This is a genomic window from Naumannella huperziae (assembly GCF_054073625.1).
In genome coordinates, this window is record NZ_JBSXPH010000001.1 from 3345896 (window position 1) to 3364953 (window position 19058).

Here is a 19058-nt window from a genome sequence, read left to right on the forward strand (position 1 = left end):
CGAAGGAGAAACCCATGTCCCGCAAGCTGTTGCCCGCGCTGATCACGGCAGTCGTCGCGCTGGTGATGGCGGCATGCTCCTACGGCCCGGGCGCGAGCCCGGCCGGCGGGCCGAGCGCCGCGCCCGGCGAGCCCGTCACGATCAAGATCGGCACGACGGAGGGCGCGCAGCCGTACTGGAACACGATCGTCGAGCTCGGCAAGGCCGAGGGCCTGGACATCCAGGTCACCAACTTCACCGACTACACCAAGGCGAATCCCGCCGTGTCGTCGGGCGAGCTCGACCTGAACGCCTTCCAGCACCTGCAGTTCCTGGCCCAGTACAACGTCGAGGCGAGCGACGACCTGACGCCGATCGGCGCGACCTATGTGGTGCCGCTGAACCTGTACTCGGAGAAGCACACCAGCGTCGACCAGATCCCGGCCGGCGGCACGATCGCCGTGCCGAACGATCCGTCCAACCTGGCCCGGGCGCTGCTGGTCCTGCAGCAGGCCGGCCTGGTGGAGCTGCGCGACGGCGGCAACTCGCTGTCGGGTGAGTCCGACGTGCTGCCGTCGTCGAAGGTCAAGATCCAGGCGGTCGACGCCTCGCAGACGGTGGTCGGCCTGGGCACCGTGGACGGCGCGATCATCAACAACAACTTTCTCGCCGACGCGGGGATCGATCCGAACTCCGCGATCATCAAGGACGACCCGAACGCCGAGTCCACCAAGCCGTACGTGAACGTGATCGTCTCCCGCGCGGCGGACAGGGACAACCCGGCCTTCGCCAAGATCGTCGACATCTACCACCGTCCGGAGGTCGAGAAGCAGCGCCTCGAGGCCACCGGAGGCACGGGGGTCTCGCGCACCGACTCGCCCGATCAGTTGCAGGCGACGCTGACCGAGATCGAGAACAACCTGAAGAACAAGGGCTGAATGCCGACCGCACGCGAGGCCGCCGGCCGGGCACCGGCCGGCGGCGTCGGCCTGCGCGGGGTGTCGCGGCAGTTCCCGGGCGACCCGCCGGTGCTGGCCGTGGACGATGTCACGCTGGACATCCCGGCGGGCCGGATCTTCGGCATCATCGGCGCCTCCGGCGCCGGCAAGTCGACGCTGGTACGCCTGATCAACGGCCTGGAGCCGGTCACGTCGGGCTCCATCCGGGTCGGCGACACCGAGATCACCGGGCTGCCGGAGCACAAGCTGCGCGCCGTGCGTACCGGCATCGGAATGATCTTCCAGCAGTTCAACCTGTTCCGTTCGCGGACGGTGTTCGGCAACGTCGAGTACCCGCTGCGGATCGCCGGCTGGGATGCCGAGCGGCGGCGGGCGCGGGTGAGCGAGCTGCTCGGCTTCGTCGGGCTGTCCGGGCGCGCGCGGGCGTACCCCGAACAGCTCTCCGGCGGGCAGAAGCAGCGCGTCGGCATCGCTCGGGCGCTCGCGACCAACCCGGCGCTGTTGCTCGCCGACGAGCCGACCAGCGCGCTCGACCCGGACACCACGGGCGAGGTGCTGCGGCTGCTCCGCCGGGTGAACACCGAGCTGGGGGTGACGATCGTGGTGATCACCCACGAGATGGACGTGGTCCGCACGATCTGTGACCGGGTCGCGGTGATGGCCGACGGGCGGGTGGTCGAGGAGGGCGAGGTGTTCGACGTGTTCGCCGAGCCGCGCTCCGCGGTCGGCGCCAGCTTCGTCGGCTCGACGCTGCGCGACCGGCCGTCGGACGGCGAGCTGGAGCGGCTGCGCGCGACGCATCCGGGGACGCTGCTGCGGGTCGCCCAGCGCGAGGGCGTCGGCCTCGGGGTCGCGCTCGGCGGGGCGGCTGCGCGCGGGGTCGACTTCGAGATCGTGCACGGCGGGATCCAGACGCTGCAGAATCGCGCGTTCGGTTCGCTGACGCTGCAACTGCGCGGTACGCCGGAGGCCGTCGACGGGCTGGTCGCCGAGATCGCCCGGCGTACCGAGGTGGAGGTGCTCTGATGCGCAACGGCATCAACTGGCCGGTCTTCGGCCCCGAGTTGATCACCGCCATCGCCGAGACGCTCCTGATGGTGGGCGTGGCGCTGGCGGCGGCCGGGGTGTTCGGGACGGCGCTCGGCGTGCTGCTCTACGTCACGCGACGCGGCGGGCTGCTCGCCAACCCGGTGCTGTTCAACGTCGTCAACGTGGTGATCAACATCATCCGGCCGATCCCGTTCATCATCTTCATCACGCTGATGGCGCCGGTCACCTATGCGCTGGTCAGGGCGTCGTTCGGTACGCCGGCGATCATCGTGCCGCTGGCGGTGGCGGCGTCGGTGGCGTTCGCGCGGATCGTGGAGCAGAATCTGGTCGCCATCGATCCCGGGGTCATCGAGGCGGCCCGGGCGATGGGCGCGAGCCGTTGGCGGATCATCTGGTCGCTGCTCGTGCCGGAGGCGCTCGGCCCGCTGATCCTGGGCTTCACGTTCATGTTCGTGGCGATCATGGACGCCTCGGCCGCGTCGGCGCTGATCGCGGGCGGCGGCCTCGGCGAGCTGGCGATCGTCCAGGGCTACAACCGGTTCAACTTCGCGGTGATCGCGGTCTGTGTGCTGACGATCGTCCTGATCGTCCAGATCGGCCAGTTCGTCGGCAACCGCTTGGCCCGCCGGGCGCTGCGGCACTGAGGCCCGCGACGGGAGCTCAGCTCGGCTCGCCCGGGCCGAACCGCGCGGCGTACCCACGCCCCCAGCGGGCCATCACGTCGAGGACCTCCTGCGCCTCCTCGCCGACCTCGGTCAGGCGGTACTCGACCTTGGGCGGCACCTGCGGATACACCTGCCGCGCGACCAGGCCGTCCTCCTCCAGCTCACGCAACTGCCGGGTCAGGCCGCGTTCGGACAGCCCGCCGGTACGCCGGGCGAGCTCGCGGAAGCGCAGGACGCCGGCCTCACGCAGCTCGTGCATGATCACCGGCTTCCACGCCCCGGCGAGCACCGTCGCGGCGATCTCGGCGGCGCAGGTGTGCTGCCACTCGCGCACTACCTTCTCGGTCTGGGCACGCATCGGGGCTCCTTCCACACGGACAAGAATGTCAGTACTACCCGTTTCGTAGCGTACAGCGAATACTCGCCTAGGTGGCAGAGAGCGAACCGACGACGCCCTCGGGACCGAGCAGCCGCTGGCTCGTCCTGATCCCGCTGCTGCTGGGCATTCTCGGCAGCAGCCTGTCGATGAGCCTGATCGCCGTCCCGGCGCCGGTGATCGCCGCCGAGGTGTCGCTGTCGGACACGGGCCGGGCGTGGCTGGTCGACAGCTACCCGTTGTGCCTGGCCGCCGGATTGCTCTTCGCGGCCCGGCTCGGCGATCGGTTCGGGCGGCGTACCGTCCTGGTGATCGGTCTCGGCGCGATGGCACTCGGCAATGCCGTGGCGATGCTGGCGAGCGCCGGTCTCGTGTTGATCATCACCAGGGCGATCACCGGCCTGGCCGGCGGCGCCGTCATCGCGAGCGTCGTGGCCACGATCGGCACTCGCTTCCGCGGCCGTGATCTTGCCATCGCCAACGGGGCCTGGGTTGCCACGGTCGGCGCCGGCAACGCGCTCGGCCCGGTGCTCGGGGGCGTGTTGACCGATCGTCTCGGCTGGCGCTCGGTGTTCGCGGCGCTCGTCGCCATCGCCTCGATCGCCGCCCTCGCCGCGATACGCCTGTTGCCCGAGTCCCGCGGCGCCGGTCGACCCGGTTTCGATCCCGTCGACCTGATCTTGTCCGGGGTCGGCCTGGGGGTGATCGTGCACGCGGTGAAGCGACTCGCGGCCGCGCCCGTCGAGGGCACCGGCCTGCTCGTGATCGGCGTCGCGCTGCTGGCCGTCTTCGTCCGCCGGCAGCGGCGTGCGACGGACCCGCTGCTCGATGTCGCGCTGTTCGCCAGACGGCGGGTGAGCGTGTCGGCGATTCAGTTGTTGATCTCGGCGGCCGCCGCGGGCGCCTGCATCTATCTGGTCAGCGTGCACCTGCAGCTCGCCGAGGACCGCTCGCCGAGTCAGGCGGGGCTGGCGCTGGTGCCGCTCGCGCTGGCCACGACCGCGGGCGGCCTGCTCGCGCCGCTGACCCACGCCCGGCTCGGTTCCGCGCTGGTCGTCCGTATCGCGCTGGGGGTGCAGGCGGCGGGCGCGCTGGCCACCGGCCTCGGCGTCGTGCCCCTGCCCGCTGCGCTCGCGCTCGTGGGGCTCGGCTACGGCGCGGTCGGCACCATCGCGACGACGGCGCTGTTCGAGGCCGCGACGCCGCGACGAGCCGCCCAGGCGGGTGTCATCCAGGAGATCGCGTTCGCCGTCGGCACCGGCCTGGGGATTGCCGCGTTCAGTACGGTCGCCGCGATCGATCCGGTGCTCGGGTTCCCGATCGCGCTCGTCGCCGCCGCGGCCACGGCGCTCGGTGCGGCACTGCTGCCGACCGGCGTACCGACCCATACTCACTCGGCGGCCGATGACCGTCCCTCGCAGTGAAACGCCGCGCTTGTCCGGCCGCGCGGCGGCTGATTAGGTTCGGCGCTCGGATGCCGTCGGGTCCTCCTGCTCGGCGGCGGTGATCAAAGGAGATAGCTGATGTCCGCAGGCGAGCCGTCGACGGTCGAGACGCCCAGGTTGCCGGCCGGCAGCTATGACTGCCACGTCCACATCTACGGCCCCTACGATCGGTTCCCGGGCTCCGAGGCGGGCCAGCACACGTCCGCGGCGGCGAAGCCGGTGGAGGATCTGCTCGCCCTGTGGGACCGGCTCGGCATCGCCAAGGGCGTGATCGTGCACGCGCGCGGCGCGGGCGCCGACAACGCGGTCACCTACGACGCGCTGCTGCGCCATCCCGACCGGCTGCGCGCGATCGGGTTGGTCGATCCGGCGATCACCGACAAGCGTCTCGATGAGCTGACCGAGGCGGGCTTTCGGGGCGTGCGGATCAATCTGCTGCGGCTCGGTGGGAAGAAGTACGCCGAGGGCGGGATGACGCTGGAGGATCTGGAGGCGCTCGCGAACCGCATCGGCGAGCGCGGCTGGCACGCGCAGCTCTGGGTCGCCGCGGCCGATCTCGCCGAGCTGGCGCCGCGGATCGAGAAGCTGCCGCTGGACTTCGTGATCGACCACATGGGGCGTACCCCGGCCAACGAGGGTGCGGACAATCCGGGCACCCGCGAGCTGTGCGAGAAGCTGAAGACGGGCCGCTACTGGACCAAGATCTCCGGCGCCGACCGCAATTCCCAGATCGGCGCGCCGTTCACCGACACCGAGCCGTTCATGCGCGCGCTGGTCGAGGCGAACCCGGATCGCGTGGTGTGGGGTACCGACTGGCCGCACGTCGGCGATCACGTGCCGCCGCGCGAGGAGGACCTGATCGATCTGCTGCTGCGGGTGGTCACCGACGAGGCGACGCTGCACAAGATCCTGGTCGAGAACCCCAAGGTCCTCTACGGGTTCTGAGGAGACGAGATGACCGGGCGGACCCCGTTGCTGTTCACGCCGATGCGGTTGCGCGAGATCACGCTGCGCAACCGGATCGTCACCGCGCCGATGCACCAGTACTCCGCCATCGACGGGTTCCCCACCGACTGGCATCTGGTCAACGCGGGCCGCTGGGCGCTCGGCGGCGCCGGCACGGTAATGCTCGAATCCACCAAGGTCGAGAAGCGCGGCCGGGGCACGATCGGCGACCTCGGGATCTGGTCGGATGCGCACATCCCGCCGTTGGCCCGGATTGCCGACTTCATCCGCGACAACGGCGCGACGCCGGCGATCCAGCTCGGGCAGTCGGGGCGCAAGGGGCGGGTGAAGCGGCCGTGGGAGGGCGCGGCCGCGCTGACCCCGGAGGACGTGGACGCGGAGACCTGGGAGCAGTGGGACCTCGTGGCGCCGTCGGCGATCGCGTACTCGGAAGCCTCGCCGGTGCCGCGCGCGTTGGAGCTGGAGGAGATCCCGGACGCGATCGCCGCCTGGGGCGCGGCGGCGGCGCGGGCTGACCGGGCCGGCTTCGACATCATCGAGTTGCACGGCGCGCACGGCTACCTGCTGCACCAGTTCCTCTCCCCCGCGGCGAACCAGCGCACCGACGCCTACGGCGGTTCGGAGGAGAACCGGATGCGCTTCGTGCTGGAGGTCGTCGAGGAGGTACGCGCGAACTGGCCGGCAGGCAAGCCGCTGTTCGTCCGACTGTCGATCGAGGACGAGGCGGGCTGGGGGCCCGCGGAGAACGTGCGGCTGGCGCGCCGGATGAAGCCGCTCGGTGTGGACGTGATCGACTGCTCGACCGGCGGCACCACCTCGGCGGTGCCGAACTTCTTCCGGCTGAACAGCTTCGGCTACCAGGTGCCCTACGCCGAGCAGATCCGCCGCGAGGCCGACATCATGACGATGGCGGTCGGGTTGATCATCCACGCCGACCAGGCGGAGTCGATCTTGCGCGACGGCGACGCCGACCTGGTCGCGATCGGCCGCGAGTTCCTCTACAACCCCAACTGGGGTTTGGATGCCGCGCAGAAACTCGGCATCGATCCGCGGTACGCCATGTCGCCGCCCCAGGCAGCGCACTGGCTCGCCAAGCGGGCCCGCCGCGGCTTCGGCGGGAAGGGCTCCACCTGGGCCGCCGGCATCGACGAGGCGGCCATCCCGGAGTAGTTCGCCGGGCCCGACGGGGTCCACCGACGGTCAGGCATTTGCCTCTCCGGTCCCGAACTGCTTCCGCAGTGCGGAGAGCTTCTGCCTCAGCGGTGTTTTTGGGACCTTCGCGAGGTTCAGCGGGGGGTCGAGCTCGGCGAGCAACGCGGACTCCAGGTCATTGAGTGTGTCCGGATCATCGACAGGGATCGTCACGACGCGCAGATGCGCGTGCATCCAGCTCGTTAGCTCGACCTCGTCGATCGTGGGCTGCCCGTGTGCTGCCGCCAGGATCCCGCCGAGGCTCCTTCGCAGCGTGGAGAACTGGCGCTTGTTGCCAAGGTGCATCGTCGCGATGCGTCCCCATAGTGTGTTTGACGACTTCGACCCACCGTTGCGGGTCGCTCCTGCCAGTCCCGCGTAGATCAGGCCGGGCTCGACCGGGTGACCGAGGCCGCGGGAGAGGTCTTCAGCGCCAGCAGCATCGACCCACCAGCTGTACATCCCTGGCGACTTCAGGCCGCGCCCGCCGGTCGCGAGCACGTCTGCAAGGCTGTTCGATGAGGCGTCGTCGCGGAGGCGGTCGAGGACCGAGCCGATCTCGACGCCAGCCGGACTCTCATTGTCCGGATTAGTCCCTGGGTGGATCGTCGGCGGCGGGGAAGGCCGAGTCGAGGAAATCGTCGCCCGACTCGAAGGTCGCCCCTGGGCGAACGCTGCGTTCTCGCTCCCGATCGCGAAGCCCAGATTCTCGAGCCAGCGTCGCGAGGACTGCGATGGGAATCGCTTCCGGTCCTTGACGCCGGTCGCGAGCGAGATGACCTGCTTGACCGGCCAACGGATGCCGTCGATATCGACCCAGAAGTTGCGGATCTTCTCGGGCGCATGCCCTTCGAGGCGCGACCGAACGAGCTCAGGCGTGAGTTCGAACCACTGGCCGTCGAGGGTGATGCGCATGATCATTGATATCGCTCGGAGCCGACAGATTCAGTCAGACGAAGGGTCACAGTCGACTCCGTTCTGGCTCCCATCACGGCCCACACCGACCCTACGGCCATCTGGAGAGATTCCGATCGCCGTCGCTTCAATCGGGCCGGTTCACCCGGATCTACTTCGATCCGATCCCTGAGGACCCGGACCCGCCGCTCACGCGGGCGGTTTCCACCGCGCTCTCCGAGACGCTGGAGATCACCCGGCAGCCGGCCCAGTAGCGCCTCCGCAACGCCGGGCACACCGAGAACGCAGAGCCGCCGAGCTCCTCTGGGGCCGGAGGTTCCATCTGCCACCTCGCCCTGATCAGGTCAAGGGTTCCAATGACGGCCTCCTCGTGGACGCGGGTGGACTCAAACCGAACACCTGGCAGCGGTTCGAGCAGCTGAGTTCCGCGTGGAATCAGGCGAGACTCGGTATCGGTGATGCCCAGACGGCGCCATTGACGACGAACCCGGGGTCGCGAGCCTTAGGAGACGAGCCAGAACGCCCCCTGGCGGAGAGCAAATGGACGCTATCCGAACTGCCCGCACGAACGGTGATAGCGCGATCCCATCAGTCGACGACTCGATGTGCATCGAGCGTCTGATCACGTAAGCCTCTCCGGCTCAGCCTAGGAGGTCATCCTCGGCGCTAGGTGTCCGATCCGAGTGACGCTGTCTCAGTTACTCAAAGACGTTGACAACTCCGACCTCTGGGAGCCGTCTATCCACCGTGGACCTCGTCTCGGCTAGTCGGAGTGCCATCAGGGTGTGACCGTCCGAACGCGGCCTCGATCTTCGCGGTCGCGTCGATGTCGATCCTGGGTCGGGGTGTCTCGTCATCCCGCAAGTCATGCCAACGCCGGCGCACCCGCTGGGACCACAAGTGCCGGAGCGCCTTGCGGCCGAATGATCGTCACCTGGTGTCGCGCGCGGGTGATGCCGACGAACAGCAGACGTCGCGCTTCGGCTCGCTGCACCTCGGTGTCCGTGTCGCGAAAGAAGTTGCCCTGGTACTGCCCCTCGATGAGCAGGACGCCATCGAACTCCTTGCCCTTGGCCTTGTGGATGGTCATGAGCACGCAGCCGCGTGGGTCGCGCTGGTCGGCCTGGAGTCTGCTTACCTCGAGCGCGCGACGTACGACGCCGACGGCGCGTCCGTAGCTACCGTGGAAATCCCACGCCGAGGCAAGTCGACTTCCAATCTCATCGGTTGCGCGGAAGAGTCGGACGAACTTGGCGTTCGCCAAGAGATCAGACAAGTCGTTTCCGGCGCCGAGCAGATCACGCGCGTGTAGCCAGTCCCGCGCTGGATCGCCCTGAAGCGCCAGACCGCTGTCGTAAGAGGCAGTGAGTGCCTTGGCGCTCTTCAACCGCTGCGCCGCACCTCTACGCGCGAGGTCAGCGGCCGTCCGGTACCGCCCGCTGGTCTGCTGGGCGGCATTGCTCGCGCTGGCAGCATTCTTCGCATCGAAATAGCCGGCGATGCGATCGAAGGTCTGGCCGAGTGCAGCATCCTTGGGGTGACTCTGCCACTCCAGAATTGAGGCCACTACCAAGGCGGCCGCCGCGGTGAGGTCCGCGTCCCACAACACGTCGTGCTCTACGGGTCTGAGTGTCTGGCCGTTGAAGCTGTGTTCTTGTCCGAGGATCGCCGATAGCTTCCCGACGAGCGCGTTCGTTCGTGCAAGTACGCCGACAGAGGGATTGGTGATGCCCACTTTGCGGAGCGAACTGAGCATCCAGATGACGCCGGCGTGGACAGTGCTATCGAATGTGTTCGCCCAGTAGGCGCGCGTGATCACGTCCTTGGTGTCCGGGAGAGGCCGGTTCGTCAGCACTGCGTTGGCGTACTGCAGGATACTGGCGTCAGCGCTTCGGTGGTTCTCACCGCTGAGGTCGAACTCCGCGGGTCCGAGGTGGTCACGCAGATGGTTGATGCGCTCCGGGTCCACACGCGCGTCATAGTCGAAGATCCGCTGATCCGGGTCGGCCATGAACACGCTCTTCGAGCGTGCGGACAGCGCCTTGACCAGCGCCCACTGAGCGTCGTCGGTGTCTTGGAACTCATCCATGATGATCACCGGGTACTTGTTGGCGAGAAGGGCCGCAATCGACGCGCTGCCCGAAACGAGCTGGGCAGCGGCTGCGGCGAACTGTCCGAACACGTAGCGGCCCTCATCGCGTGCGAGACGTTCGACTTCAGCGCCCCAGTCGCCGTCGAAGGCGGCCTTGGCGAGGTTCTCATCGCCGGGATAGACAATGTGCGGAACGCGTCCGGTGAGCAGGCGACCATGCGCACGCAGGATGTCCATCGCGAAGGCATGGTAGGTGCGCACGACTATCTGCCGACGGTCGTCCGAGCGCAAGATGTCGCGACAGCGGATCTCGACCTGACGGACAGCCGCCCGGGAGAAGCTGAGGAAGAGGATCTCCTGGCCGGGCTGCAGAACCGGGAGCATCGCTTGCGCTTTCAGGAGCGACAGCGTGGTCTTGCCAGAGCCGGGGCCACCGAGCACCAAAACGGGGCAGTCGCGATCCAGGGCTCCCTGGGCGGTCTCGGACAGCTGCACCTCCATGGCGCCTACTCTTCGGGCTCTGCGGAGCCGGTCGCTGGTTGAGCGTCGTCAAGAGTTGGTTCAGGCTCGTCCTGGAGCTGTTCGTTGATAGTGAGAAGCGCATCGCGGATGAAGGCGGGCAGTTCATCCTCGGTCTGACACTGCTCGATGAGTGTCCCGGTGTACCCGAAGCCGAACGCGTCGCCTTTGCGGGCCTTCAGTACCTTCATTGCCAATACGGCCAGGTCGTCGTCAGCAACTTGCTCGGCCACGTACGGATGGCTCGTCGGATAGTCGTCACGCTGCACGACTTCGTCGAGGAAGCTCCGCAACACACGCGTCGAAACCTGCTTCACGAGGATCTGCTCGATGCCCGTCTCCGGTGACTCCCAGAACTCGTCGAACGAACTGGCGTTCTCCGCTGCGTCCGCTGCATCAGGGGCGTTCAGCTTGTCGCGCATCCCATAGACCCGCTTGCCGAGAGCCTTGAAGATCGGAGCGTACCGCGGCACCTCGCGGTCGTTTCCCGCGTTGAAGAGAGTAACGCCAGTGAGATCAACGTGCGAGTAGTCGCCCCGGAACTGCTCGAGCGCCGATGAGACGGAGTGCACGGCCACCATCTCCGTTTGCCCCTCAAGAACGAGGACGGCGCGGCTCAGGATCGCCTCAGCAAACTGGCGGCGCTGCGTGCGGTACGTCTTCGGCTTCACGCTTGTAGTGTCGATCGGTGCACCGGAGAAGGCATCCCCGTCACGCGAGAGGATCACCACGTTCTCTGGGTCGAACTGCTCGATGACATAGGGCGAATGGGAAGTGACGATCGACTGTCCCATCTGCTGCACTACGTACTTCGTCACGCGCCGTTGGGTGTGGGGAGGAAGCGCGATCTCCGGCTCCTCCATCACGAAGATGACCGAGTGGTCTTGCTTCAGGTCCGCGATTATCGTCAGCAGCGCGAACACCAGCAGATTGATCGAGCCGGTGCCCTGTTTGGCGAACGGCACCGAATGGTTGCTCGGTTGCGTCGCAACGAAAAGCCGGACGACCTCGCGTAGGTGCTCGCGTGTCAGGTCTGAGGCGAAGAACGCCGCGGAGTCCTCGCCTGGAGCAAGGTTGACGAACTTGCCGAGACGTGTGCGGATGTCTTCGCGGATCACCTTTAGCTGTTCGATCTCTCCGATAGCCGGATCGAGGTCTTGCAGCGCGCCAAGTGCGTCCTGCCACATCTCCGCTGCGCCCTCGCCGCCGAGCCGAAGTATAGTGTCGAGTAGCGAACCGCGTTGCAGGCTGAGAGCGCGAGATCCGGTGCGCAGCGCTCGCAGAAAGATGAAGCCGCAGAGTCGCTTGTGTGCACGGCTGAACCGCGCACGGCCCGATCCCAGTGATGCGCGCTCGTCTTCGTCGAGCTCGTCAAGCTCGGGTAACGGGTGGTCGAAGAACGTGTCTCCGGTGAAGTCGTCTTCTTCGCGGTCATAGCGTCCTACAAAGATGACAGGGAGCGCCCAGACAGTTCCATCGTCATCAGCGGATTGGAGACTGTCCGGTTCCTCGTCAACGAACGAGAGCTTCTCGTCATCCCAGCGCCGGACGTGCTGGAAAAACCGGCGCAGCTGCTCCTCCGAGAGGTCGGTGAGCACGGCGCGAACGCGAATCTCGCGTGGGTCGCCCTCGTCGCCAAGGTAGGCGCCGTGGGAGAAGTCGTGCTCATCGATGACCGGACGACGGTAGAGGCGCTCCGGTCCCAACACCAATTCAAGCGCCTCGCACACCGTGGACTTTCCGATGTTGTTTCCGCCGACGAGCAGGGTGTGCTGCTGGAAGACAAAGCGTCCCTCTGTGATGCCGCGGAAGTTCTCGATCTCGAGCTGTCTGACCCTCATACCGCAGTGTCCTCGCTATCGGGGGACGTAGGCCCGGTGGGATCAGTCGCTTCATCTAGCACCGCACGGACCAGCAGCAGCGAGATCACCTCGTCGACCAGCTTTCCGAGCTTGCGGACGTTGCCGGTGCCACTTGCGTGAGCGTGGAGCAAAGACTTGATCTCGTCGCTGTCGAGGGCCGCCCGCTCATCGGTCGAGAGAGCTTCGAACCGACCATTTACCAGCCGATCGGTGACTTGCCTGATTTCGTCGGGAGACAGCGGCTCGAACGGGATCAACGCATCGAAGCGCGAGTAGAGAGCGTCCCCTAGCGCTTGGCGGATCTCGTCTTCCGAGCCGTAGTTCGATGTACAGATGATCAACGCCGGACCAAGCTGCACCCGGTAGTTCTTATCTTCGAAGAAGCCTTGGTCAAAAACCTCGTAGAAGGCACTGTGGAAGACGGAGTTTGCCTTGTCGAACTCGTCGATCAGGATCACGCCCGAGGAGCGGTCGAGCAGATCCCGCGCAAATGAGCTTTCGGAGTGTGTGCCGCCAAAGACATAGGAGGCGAATTTGTCACTATGGAACATCGAGAACTGCTTACGAAGCAGCTTGCCACCAAGAAGTCCATTGATGAACTGGGCAGTCTCCGTCTTGCCGACGCCGGACGGGCCGTAGAACATCAGGACAACTGGCTTGCTGCGCCGATCCGTAGTCAGGGGGTAGAGGGCGGCCAGCATCCGTTCTCGGACTGCTCGCTGTCCAACGAGATGATCTGCGAAGCCGTCGCGGAACTTAACCAGGGTGTCGCGCGTGACGACTGGATAGGCGAAGGACTCAACCTTCGTCTTGAACACTCTGCCCAGCTGCGTATGGATGAGCTCGGGTGGGTTGTGTAGGAGCAGGTGCTCTGGGTTGATCTCTCGCACGAGGCCAACGAAGTTCGTTATGGCGTGCTCATGGACACTCGCGTAGTCGCTGGACATCGCGATCAGGCGGTCTGGCCGCGGCGCGGGCGCCTCCTCCTCGGTGCTCTCTTGCCCATCGACGGTGTGCCAGATGCGGCGTCTGGCTTCGTCGCGTTCGTTGATGGCGTCGAGCAAGTACCGTCGAGACCCCCTGCCGAGTTGCTTCTCGAACCATGGAAGGGGGCCGTAGTAGATCCTGACCTTCGTGTCACTCCCCATACTCGACTCCCGCAAGGATGACGTCGTAGACGTCCAGCAGCTGCTTGGCTCCTTTGAGGGCGCCGTCGACCACGTCCAGACCCGTCACCGGTGCGGGCTCGGCACCGGGAGCCATCTCCGCCTGCATAGTCAGGCTGGACTCCGAGGCCTTGCCGACACGGATGCCGTGAAACACAAGACGCATGCGGCCGAGATCAACCAGTCCATAATTGTTTCGGAACGCCTGAATGTTGAAGCGCAAGATTCGCTTCGTGCCGTCCGCACTTTGCCCGAGTAACTCGTAATACCCCTTCGCCGACGTCAGCGCGCTATCCAGTTCAGCAAGATTGACGGGTAGCTCATCGATCTTGAGCATCGCCAAGTACGGCGTGAACATCTTCATGTATGCCGCTGAGTCGCTACGAGCAGTAACCGTCAGGCCTTCAAGCCGTTCTATACCCTTCAGCACACTAAACCTGCTGAGGTAGTCGGTCAAGATGGTGTTCGAAAGAGTCTTGTTGAGGATACTGCGTCCGACCGCCGACGCACTCGCAGCAGCACCAGCCTCGGCAGATCCCCCGAAGAAGGGCAGCCAGTTGAACTTTGCGGCGGCCTTTGCGCGCGCCTCAGCCTCCACCTCTGCTGCCCGTTCCTTGGTCAACTCCTTTGAAGAAGTCTCTTTGCCCCCGGCCACGATATCTAGCAAGTCCGAGGCCGACTCCTCATCGAAGTAGACGATCTTGATCAGAGGCGGGTTCGTCTGGGCTTTGCCTGCACCAACCATCAGCCTTCACCTCCGAGGGCTCCGCCGATCAGCAGCCCGTGCTTGTCGGCCGTGCAGTTGTAGCTGACCACTCCGATCGGTGCGGCGTCGAACTGATAGTTGGCAGAGCTGGTACCCGTCGCCCCGCCCCAGTCGAGGTCGTCGAGGATCATTTTTCCGCCAGTGCACCGAACCCGACGAAGGCTCAACGTGCTTGAGTAGCCCCAGAGCGGGATCTGCGGAGATACCGACGCCATCGTCTGCCTCGCTCTCTGGCGGTGTCCGGCTGCGCGAACTCGCCTGGTGCTACAGATTCATGTCATCCAGCAGTATGACGAAAGGGTTGCCCGCAACGGGCGACGACACGACCGCGGCTTCACGCACGAGTCGGCCCTCCCGGTTACATGTGGTCGGGGACAGGGCCCAACATGCCCGGGGAGCACATCGCACTCAGCAAGCAACGTGAACAGAGAAGTCTACCTCGAGCGTCGGGGTTTCGGTGGCGGACAGGTCGGCGTCGCTGCGCGCGAGCACTTTGGGGAGCCGATCTGTCAGGGACCTCGGCCTCGGGCTGGTCGAGATGCGGCTCGACCTCAGGCGGGTCGCGCACGATCACGTGGGCGTGGTTGCGGTGTTTCCCGTGCGTCGTCGCCACGTAAAGCAGCTCCCTCGATGACGCTTCCGGGTCAGCGAGCGCGTGCGCGGTGTCGACGCTGGCGTCTTGGGCGCGATGGACAGTAGAGCCGTCGTCGAGTCCGGATTCCTCGCGCGGCAGGCCACGGCTGGCGGTCTTCTCCCACTCGTTGGCTAGCGGCGCACATCGGTAAAAATGCAAGGGCCTTGCGAACCAGGCGCTGACCAACGACATCGGCATCAGCAAGGACGAAAGGGCGACGATCCGACTCGCTGAGCCGTTCGCCGCCCTCGTCCCAGCCCCCACATCTTCCGATGTCAGGAGTTCTAGTACGTCCACTTGTGGAGCTAAGGGGATTCGAACCCCTGACCTTCTCATTGCGAACGATATCTGACCTGTCCAATCTGCCGGTGCACCGCATGGACGCCGTGATCAACGTGCACTACGGGCGATGAGATTGGATCTGGGGGCACGCCGGGGGAACATGCATGGTTGTACCGCAAGCTCGCGGACTGGCCGGTGACGGAAGGTCCGTCGATAGGGGCGCGCGCCCACCTCAGGGCCGGGAATTCGGTTACGAGACGACGACGCAGAGGTGAACGACCGGCAGAAACGATAGACAGCATCGCCCCGAGCTAGTTAAGTTGATGCCGTCGGCACCACAGCGTATGCGGTGATCGATCTCGGAAGAATCTGCCGACCGCCCTCCACGCAAGCCCCCCCGACGGGAGATTGTGCCATGAAGATGAGTCGCCGATCGAAGACCGTAGCAATCACATTCGCACTCACGGTAACCTGCGCCTTCATAGTGCCAGCGGCGGACCGGGCCGCGCACGCCGCCCCGCTCTGCGGCCCTCTGATCGAGTTCGAAAACATAGCTGACCTTCCGGCCGACTGCGACCCGACGGGCACACAGATCGAGTTTGAAAACGGTGTTGTTCTCGATGTTCCGACAGAGCCTGACCGGTTAGTCACCGTGAGCGCGCTAGGACGGACCCCGAGCGAGGGATACGAGCTCTCGGCCTATCTCGACGAGTCATTCAACCTCGCAGCAGCCGATGACGGGACGGTGCTGGGCAGCTCACCCTCCGCGGCCCGAACACTCTCAGACGAGCTGGCGAACGGGGGCGAGCAGGAGAGTGCTCCACGGCGAGCTAGCCCTAAATGCGCCACCAATGCACCGTACCTATTGAATCGAAAGTGGGCGGCAAAGCGTTACGACTGGTATTACAATAACTCGGGCGCGCCTGTTTCAGGTGGTCGGGAAGCGATGCAAAGAGCCGCAGCGTCAGTCTCGACGGGCCGAAGTTCTAGCTGTGGCAACCGCGACAGCGCATTGATCACTTCTAATCGAGGAACGACCAGCCGGTCGTCACAAGTGACTAGAGATGGCACATGCCCTGTTGTGGGCGACAATGTCAACGTAGTCGGCTGGGGCCCAATCGACAGTTCCGTTTTGGGCGTTGCATGTTCTTGGGCGGCCATAGCCCCTGGACTTCGACTCGAATCCGATATTAAGGTCAACTCGAATTACAAGAATTGGTATGTGTCAGGCTCGTCTTGCAGCGGGCAGAGATACGACCTCGAGTCTCTGGCCGTGCACGAGTTCGGTCATGCCGGAGGCCTTGGTCACGTCGGCGACGACGAATCCCAGATAATGAAGCCCTTCATAAACCAATGCAATTTGAGCCAGCGCAGTTTGGGCCGCGGTGATCAGAATGGACTCTTGAGGCACTATGGAAGTGCGTAGGAGGAGCAGGATCTCTCGGGTGATTCTGATCACCGTAATCGTGTTGGCCTTGTTAGTAGGCGTGGCAGCATTGTTTACACTTCGCCAAGTCGAGCACTGCGTCGATGCCCCGGCTGGCGGACCCGTTATCTCGGAGTGTCGAACCTACTGGACCTGGAGCGAGATATTTTGATTTCTGGCGAAGTAGGCGATTGAGCCAGGCCACGACCGGATCGATCTATTCCGGACCAACAAGCCTCAATAGTTCTATGTCGCCCATACCCTGATCCATTTGCGGTTAGAACCTGAAGGGCGCGGTGACCTGTGAGGATCGGCCCGCAGCGCGAAGCGGAGCGGAGCGCGAGGACCCGGACCGCAGCGGCTCGCCGAGCGCAGCGAGGCGACTTGATTGACTAGAGCTGGATTCGGCAGTTGGGTGCGGTCGGACGCCGCCGGTAGCGTAACTGTCGTGACTTCGGAAGACCACGACGAGCAGGCGGCTAAGCCCGTGGGCGAGTGGGCAACGTTCGGTGAACGGTCGCTGTATGAGAGTCCATGGGTACGCCTGACCAAGGTCGACGTCCAGCCGCCAGGTGGCGAACGATTTGAGCATCACGTGGTTCGGCTACAGCGCGTCGCGCTCGTAGCAATGCTGAACGCCGAGGATAAAGTGCTGCTTCTGTGGAAGCATCGGTTCGTCTCCAATGAATGGGGCTGGGAGCTTCCTGGTGGCATTGTCGATCCCGGTGAGGCTTCTGAGAAGGCGGCGACTCGTGAAGCGCGTGAGGAAACAGGCTGGGAGCCACAATCGGTCGAGCGTCTCCTCTCGTTCCAGCCAGCGATCGGCATGGTGGATAGCCCTCACGACCTCTTCGCAAGCCGTGACGCGGTTCACGTGACATCGGAGACTGACAGCGAGGAGACTGGCGTGTCTCGGTGGGTTCCGCTGGCCAGCATTCCCCAAATGGCCGCGCGAGGTGAAGTTCTGGGCTCTGGCTCGCTGGTTGCCCTGCTCTACTTGATTGCTCGCGTTAGGCGGCCACCAGATAGTTGAGCCGCCGCTGCTGTCGTCGGGATCCGCTCTCCTGGACGAGCTCCAGCGCAGTCCCCCGCTCTCGACGGGCATCAGACTTATGACCAAGCAGTGCATGGCACTCGGCCATGTCGGTATGCAGACTGCCCCGAGCACGGACGAAGTCGATCGGCATCGCTTCTGCCGCTTCTTCCAGCATGTCAATCGCGCTGCGCTCCCCGATCATGCTCAGTGAGTGCCCCGCCCACCGCTGTAGGTGGGCAGGACCAAGCGTGATGTATGGCAGCGCTGGGTCGGCCCGCTGACCGTCAGGCAAGACATCGAAAGCAGCGCGCACAGATTCTCGACATGTCCTGCCATCGCCGGCGGCAGCACCGGTCTCAGCGTTGGCGGCGAGCAGCCACGCCCAGAACAACGTGGATACCTTGCCTTCGGCCTGGGCTCGTGTGGCCTGCATGAGCTGATGCGCATCGTCAGGGTGATCAAGATCAATCAGCGCGACAGCCTGACCCGCCCGGGCGTGCGCGATCAGGTGAGCGTCCTCCGCATCGCGCGCGTATTGCTCGGCCCTGCGATATCGACTCAAAGCGGCTGCTGGTTGGCTGAGGTCAATGAGTTGCCAGGCAATCAAGGCCTCTGCGTCAGCGAGCAGCGCCGCCAGCCGGATTCGTACCGGTAACGGTCCGCCGGTGCCAAGGCTGCCTCGGAGGGCGGCTGCATAGATGTCGAGCTGCGGGTTGGTCATGTGCGCGAGTCCGTGACGATCCGATCGACGGATCGCACTGAGCACTTCGGCCTGCGCGTCGACCTGGACCAGCGTCATTGCCTGACCGATTGGCTCGCCCGTGTTGTGGCCATCGTCAAGGTCAATCCCTAGGGTCGCCCGGAGCAAACTGCGGTGGTGCTGCTTCGGTGCGACGTGTCCGTTTTCCCAGCGCGAAAGAGCGGTCGTCAGGGATCCCCGAGTCATCAGCGAGACGCCATTCGCTTGAGCTGCACGCTCAATTTCCGCGACAAGCCGTGACTGCGACCATCCGCGGCTTTCGCGTGCCGCTCGAATTTGGTTGTACGCCATCGTCAACTCCTGGTGCGTAGCGCCTCATCGGTTGCACAGCATGCTGCCTCATCGGACTGACATATCAAACCGTTTCGCAGGGTTAGCACTCCTGGCACGGTGCCTGCCACCTCCTGCCATCTTTCGCGCAACTCGCCCACGCCGTTCGCTAGATGCATCGGAAGTTCCGATGTGCAGCGAGTACCAGGAGGCACACGCCATGGGCGTTCAGGGTCCGTTTCAGGTCAGTTTTCAGCAGGTGTTCCCGCATGGTGCGGGGGTGGTTGGTGAGGTGTCGAAGCAGCGTGATTTCGACCGTTCATCGAAGGAACGTGAGGTGCAGCAAGTGGACGAGCGCACTGGCTTGCCGGTGTGGGTTGTCGATGTGATGGATTTCGATCCCGAAGCCCGCGAACGCACCCACCGGGTCAAGTTGCTGGCGGACGTGCAGCCGGTGCCGCCGGAAGCGATCCCGGGTGTTCCAGTGCGGCCGGTGGTGCTGAGTGAGTTGACGGTCACCCCGTATCTGAAGGATGTGGGGAATGGTCGGCAGCGGATCGCGTTCTCGCTGCGAGCCACCGGGATGGCCTCACCCAAGGGTGGACGTGCTGCTGGTGATTCGAAGGCGGCGTGATCATGCCGGCGATCAAGGTGCTGCGCTGGTGCGGGCTGGAAGTGTGGTGGTGGGTCTCGCGGCTG

General features: G+C 65.2%; 17 protein-coding genes. 9 read left to right on the forward strand and 8 right to left on the reverse strand.

From position 1 onward, the window contains the following. The first annotated feature begins 14 nt into the window (after window positions 1-14). Genes ACXDC7_RS15980 through ACXDC7_RS15990 form a run of 3 tightly spaced genes read left to right on the forward strand, consistent with a single transcriptional unit; the run spans window position 15 to window position 2632 of the window. Window positions 15-917, forward strand: a complete 903-nt coding sequence (locus ACXDC7_RS15980) for a MetQ/NlpA family ABC transporter substrate-binding protein (protein ID WP_179445510.1) — start codon at window positions 15-17, stop codon at window positions 915-917. Further along, a complete protein-coding gene (locus ACXDC7_RS15985; RefSeq protein ID WP_459222724.1) occupies window positions 918-1964 on the forward strand; it encodes a methionine ABC transporter ATP-binding protein in 1047 nt (348 codons plus the stop codon). Further along, complete coding sequence (locus tag ACXDC7_RS15990; RefSeq protein ID WP_179445508.1) at window positions 1964-2632, forward strand: methionine ABC transporter permease; 669 nt, start codon at window positions 1964-1966, stop codon at window positions 2630-2632. Before ACXDC7_RS15985 ends, ACXDC7_RS15990 begins: the two co-directional genes overlap by 1 nt. Window positions 2633-2648: 16 nt before the next feature. Here ACXDC7_RS15990 and ACXDC7_RS15995 read toward each other — a convergent pair whose 3' ends face one another. Next, window positions 2649-3011 (reverse strand): winged helix-turn-helix transcriptional regulator, encoded by a 363-nt coding sequence (locus ACXDC7_RS15995; RefSeq protein WP_459222725.1) that lies wholly within the window; start codon window positions 3009-3011, stop codon window positions 2649-2651. Between the two features lie 71 nt (window positions 3012-3082). Between ACXDC7_RS15995 and ACXDC7_RS16000 the strand changes: the two genes are divergently transcribed. The 3 genes from ACXDC7_RS16000 (at window position 3083) to ACXDC7_RS16010 (ending at window position 6610) form a co-directional block, all read left to right on the forward strand. Beyond that, window positions 3083-4453, forward strand: coding sequence for an MFS transporter (locus ACXDC7_RS16000; protein WP_459222726.1), 1371 nt, complete (start codon window positions 3083-3085; stop codon window positions 4451-4453). Window positions 4454-4552: 99 nt separating this feature from the next. Then, window positions 4553-5419, forward strand: a complete 867-nt coding sequence (locus ACXDC7_RS16005) for an amidohydrolase family protein (protein ID WP_459222727.1) — start codon at window positions 4553-4555, stop codon at window positions 5417-5419. Window positions 5420-5428: 9 nt separating this feature from the next. Next, on the forward strand, window positions 5429-6610 hold the full coding sequence (locus ACXDC7_RS16010; RefSeq protein WP_459222728.1) for an NADH:flavin oxidoreductase/NADH oxidase: 1182 nt from the start codon (window positions 5429-5431) through the stop codon (window positions 6608-6610). Window positions 6611-6640: 30 nt separating this feature from the next. On the opposite strand, the gene ACXDC7_RS16015 is transcribed toward ACXDC7_RS16010, so the two are convergent. The 6 genes from ACXDC7_RS16015 to ACXDC7_RS16040 form a co-directional block, all read right to left on the reverse strand. Beyond that, window positions 6641-7552 (reverse strand): GIY-YIG nuclease family protein, encoded by a 912-nt coding sequence (locus tag ACXDC7_RS16015; protein WP_459222729.1) that lies wholly within the window; start codon window positions 7550-7552, stop codon window positions 6641-6643. An 859-nt stretch (window positions 7553-8411) separates the two neighbouring features. After that, window positions 8412-10139, reverse strand: coding sequence for a UvrD-helicase domain-containing protein (locus ACXDC7_RS16020; RefSeq protein ID WP_459222730.1), 1728 nt, complete (start codon window positions 10137-10139; stop codon window positions 8412-8414). Window positions 10140-10144: 5 nt separating this feature from the next. Then, complete coding sequence (locus ACXDC7_RS16025; protein ID WP_459222731.1) at window positions 10145-11998, reverse strand: AAA family ATPase; 1854 nt, start codon at window positions 11996-11998, stop codon at window positions 10145-10147. Then, window positions 11995-13083, reverse strand: coding sequence for an AAA family ATPase (locus ACXDC7_RS16030; protein WP_459222732.1), 1089 nt, complete (start codon window positions 13081-13083; stop codon window positions 11995-11997). Before ACXDC7_RS16030 ends, ACXDC7_RS16025 begins: the two co-directional genes overlap by 4 nt. A 73-nt stretch (window positions 13084-13156) precedes the next feature. After that, window positions 13157-13930 carry a DUF6414 family protein gene (locus tag ACXDC7_RS16035; RefSeq protein ID WP_459222733.1) on the reverse strand — a complete coding sequence of 258 codons (774 nt, stop codon included), beginning with the start codon at window positions 13928-13930 and terminating at the stop codon, window positions 13157-13159. Then, window positions 13930-14082 (reverse strand): hypothetical protein, encoded by a 153-nt coding sequence (locus ACXDC7_RS16040; protein ID WP_459222734.1) that lies wholly within the window; start codon window positions 14080-14082, stop codon window positions 13930-13932. The genes ACXDC7_RS16035 and ACXDC7_RS16040 overlap by 1 nt, the downstream gene beginning before the upstream one ends. Window positions 14083-15813: 1731 nt before the next feature. Here ACXDC7_RS16040 and ACXDC7_RS16045 point away from each other — a divergent pair. Beyond that, window positions 15814-16293, forward strand: coding sequence for a matrixin family metalloprotease (locus ACXDC7_RS16045; protein WP_459222857.1), 480 nt, complete (start codon window positions 15814-15816; stop codon window positions 16291-16293). A 448-nt stretch (window positions 16294-16741) separates the two neighbouring features. Continuing rightward, on the forward strand, window positions 16742-17326 hold the full coding sequence (locus tag ACXDC7_RS16050; RefSeq protein WP_133753123.1) for an NUDIX hydrolase: 585 nt from the start codon (window positions 16742-16744) through the stop codon (window positions 17324-17326). Here ACXDC7_RS16050 and ACXDC7_RS16055 read toward each other — a convergent pair. Then, window positions 17304-18380, reverse strand: a complete 1077-nt coding sequence (locus tag ACXDC7_RS16055) for a helix-turn-helix domain-containing protein (RefSeq protein ID WP_133753122.1) — start codon at window positions 18378-18380, stop codon at window positions 17304-17306. The genes ACXDC7_RS16050 and ACXDC7_RS16055 overlap by 23 nt on opposite strands. Window positions 18381-18579: 199 nt before the next feature. Here ACXDC7_RS16055 and ACXDC7_RS16060 point away from each other — a divergent pair, with 199 nt between their 5' ends. Continuing rightward, window positions 18580-18993 carry a hypothetical protein gene (locus ACXDC7_RS16060; protein WP_133753121.1) on the forward strand — a complete coding sequence of 138 codons (414 nt, stop codon included), beginning with the start codon at window positions 18580-18582 and terminating at the stop codon, window positions 18991-18993. Window positions 18994-19058 lie beyond the last annotated feature (65 nt).

Excerpts from the sequence above, each read along its gene's own strand:
- ACXDC7_RS16045 (WP_459222857.1), top strand. The coding sequence starts at position 15,814 with ATGCAAAGAGCCGCAGCGTCAGTCTCGACGGGCCGAAGTTCTAGCTGT.
- ACXDC7_RS16010 (WP_459222728.1), top strand. The coding sequence starts at position 5,429 with ATGACCGGGCGGACCCCGTTGCTGTTCACGCCGATGCGGTTGCGCGAG.
- ACXDC7_RS16005 (WP_459222727.1), top strand. The coding sequence starts at position 4,553 with ATGTCCGCAGGCGAGCCGTCGACGGTCGAGACGCCCAGGTTGCCGGCC.
- ACXDC7_RS15990 (WP_179445508.1), top strand. The coding sequence starts at position 1,964 with ATGCGCAACGGCATCAACTGGCCGGTCTTCGGCCCCGAGTTGATCACC.
- ACXDC7_RS16015 (WP_459222729.1), bottom strand. The coding sequence starts at position 7,552 with ATGATCATGCGCATCACCCTCGACGGCCAGTGGTTCGAACTCACGCCT.
- ACXDC7_RS16035 (WP_459222733.1), bottom strand. The coding sequence starts at position 13,930 with ATGGTTGGTGCAGGCAAAGCCCAGACGAACCCGCCTCTGATCAAGATC.
- ACXDC7_RS16055 (WP_133753122.1), bottom strand. The coding sequence starts at position 18,380 with ATGGCGTACAACCAAATTCGAGCGGCACGCGAAAGCCGCGGATGGTCG.
- ACXDC7_RS15995 (WP_459222725.1), bottom strand. The coding sequence starts at position 3,011 with ATGCGTGCCCAGACCGAGAAGGTAGTGCGCGAGTGGCAGCACACCTGC.
- ACXDC7_RS16020 (WP_459222730.1), bottom strand. The coding sequence starts at position 10,139 with ATGGAGGTGCAGCTGTCCGAGACCGCCCAGGGAGCCCTGGATCGCGAC.
- ACXDC7_RS16025 (WP_459222731.1), bottom strand. The coding sequence starts at position 11,998 with ATGAGGGTCAGACAGCTCGAGATCGAGAACTTCCGCGGCATCACAGAG.
- ACXDC7_RS15980 (WP_179445510.1), top strand. The coding sequence starts at position 15 with ATGTCCCGCAAGCTGTTGCCCGCGCTGATCACGGCAGTCGTCGCGCTG.
- ACXDC7_RS16060 (WP_133753121.1), top strand. The coding sequence starts at position 18,580 with ATGGGCGTTCAGGGTCCGTTTCAGGTCAGTTTTCAGCAGGTGTTCCCG.
- ACXDC7_RS16040 (WP_459222734.1), bottom strand. The coding sequence starts at position 14,082 with ATGATCCTCGACGACCTCGACTGGGGCGGGGCGACGGGTACCAGCTCT.
- ACXDC7_RS15985 (WP_459222724.1), top strand. The coding sequence starts at position 918 with ATGCCGACCGCACGCGAGGCCGCCGGCCGGGCACCGGCCGGCGGCGTC.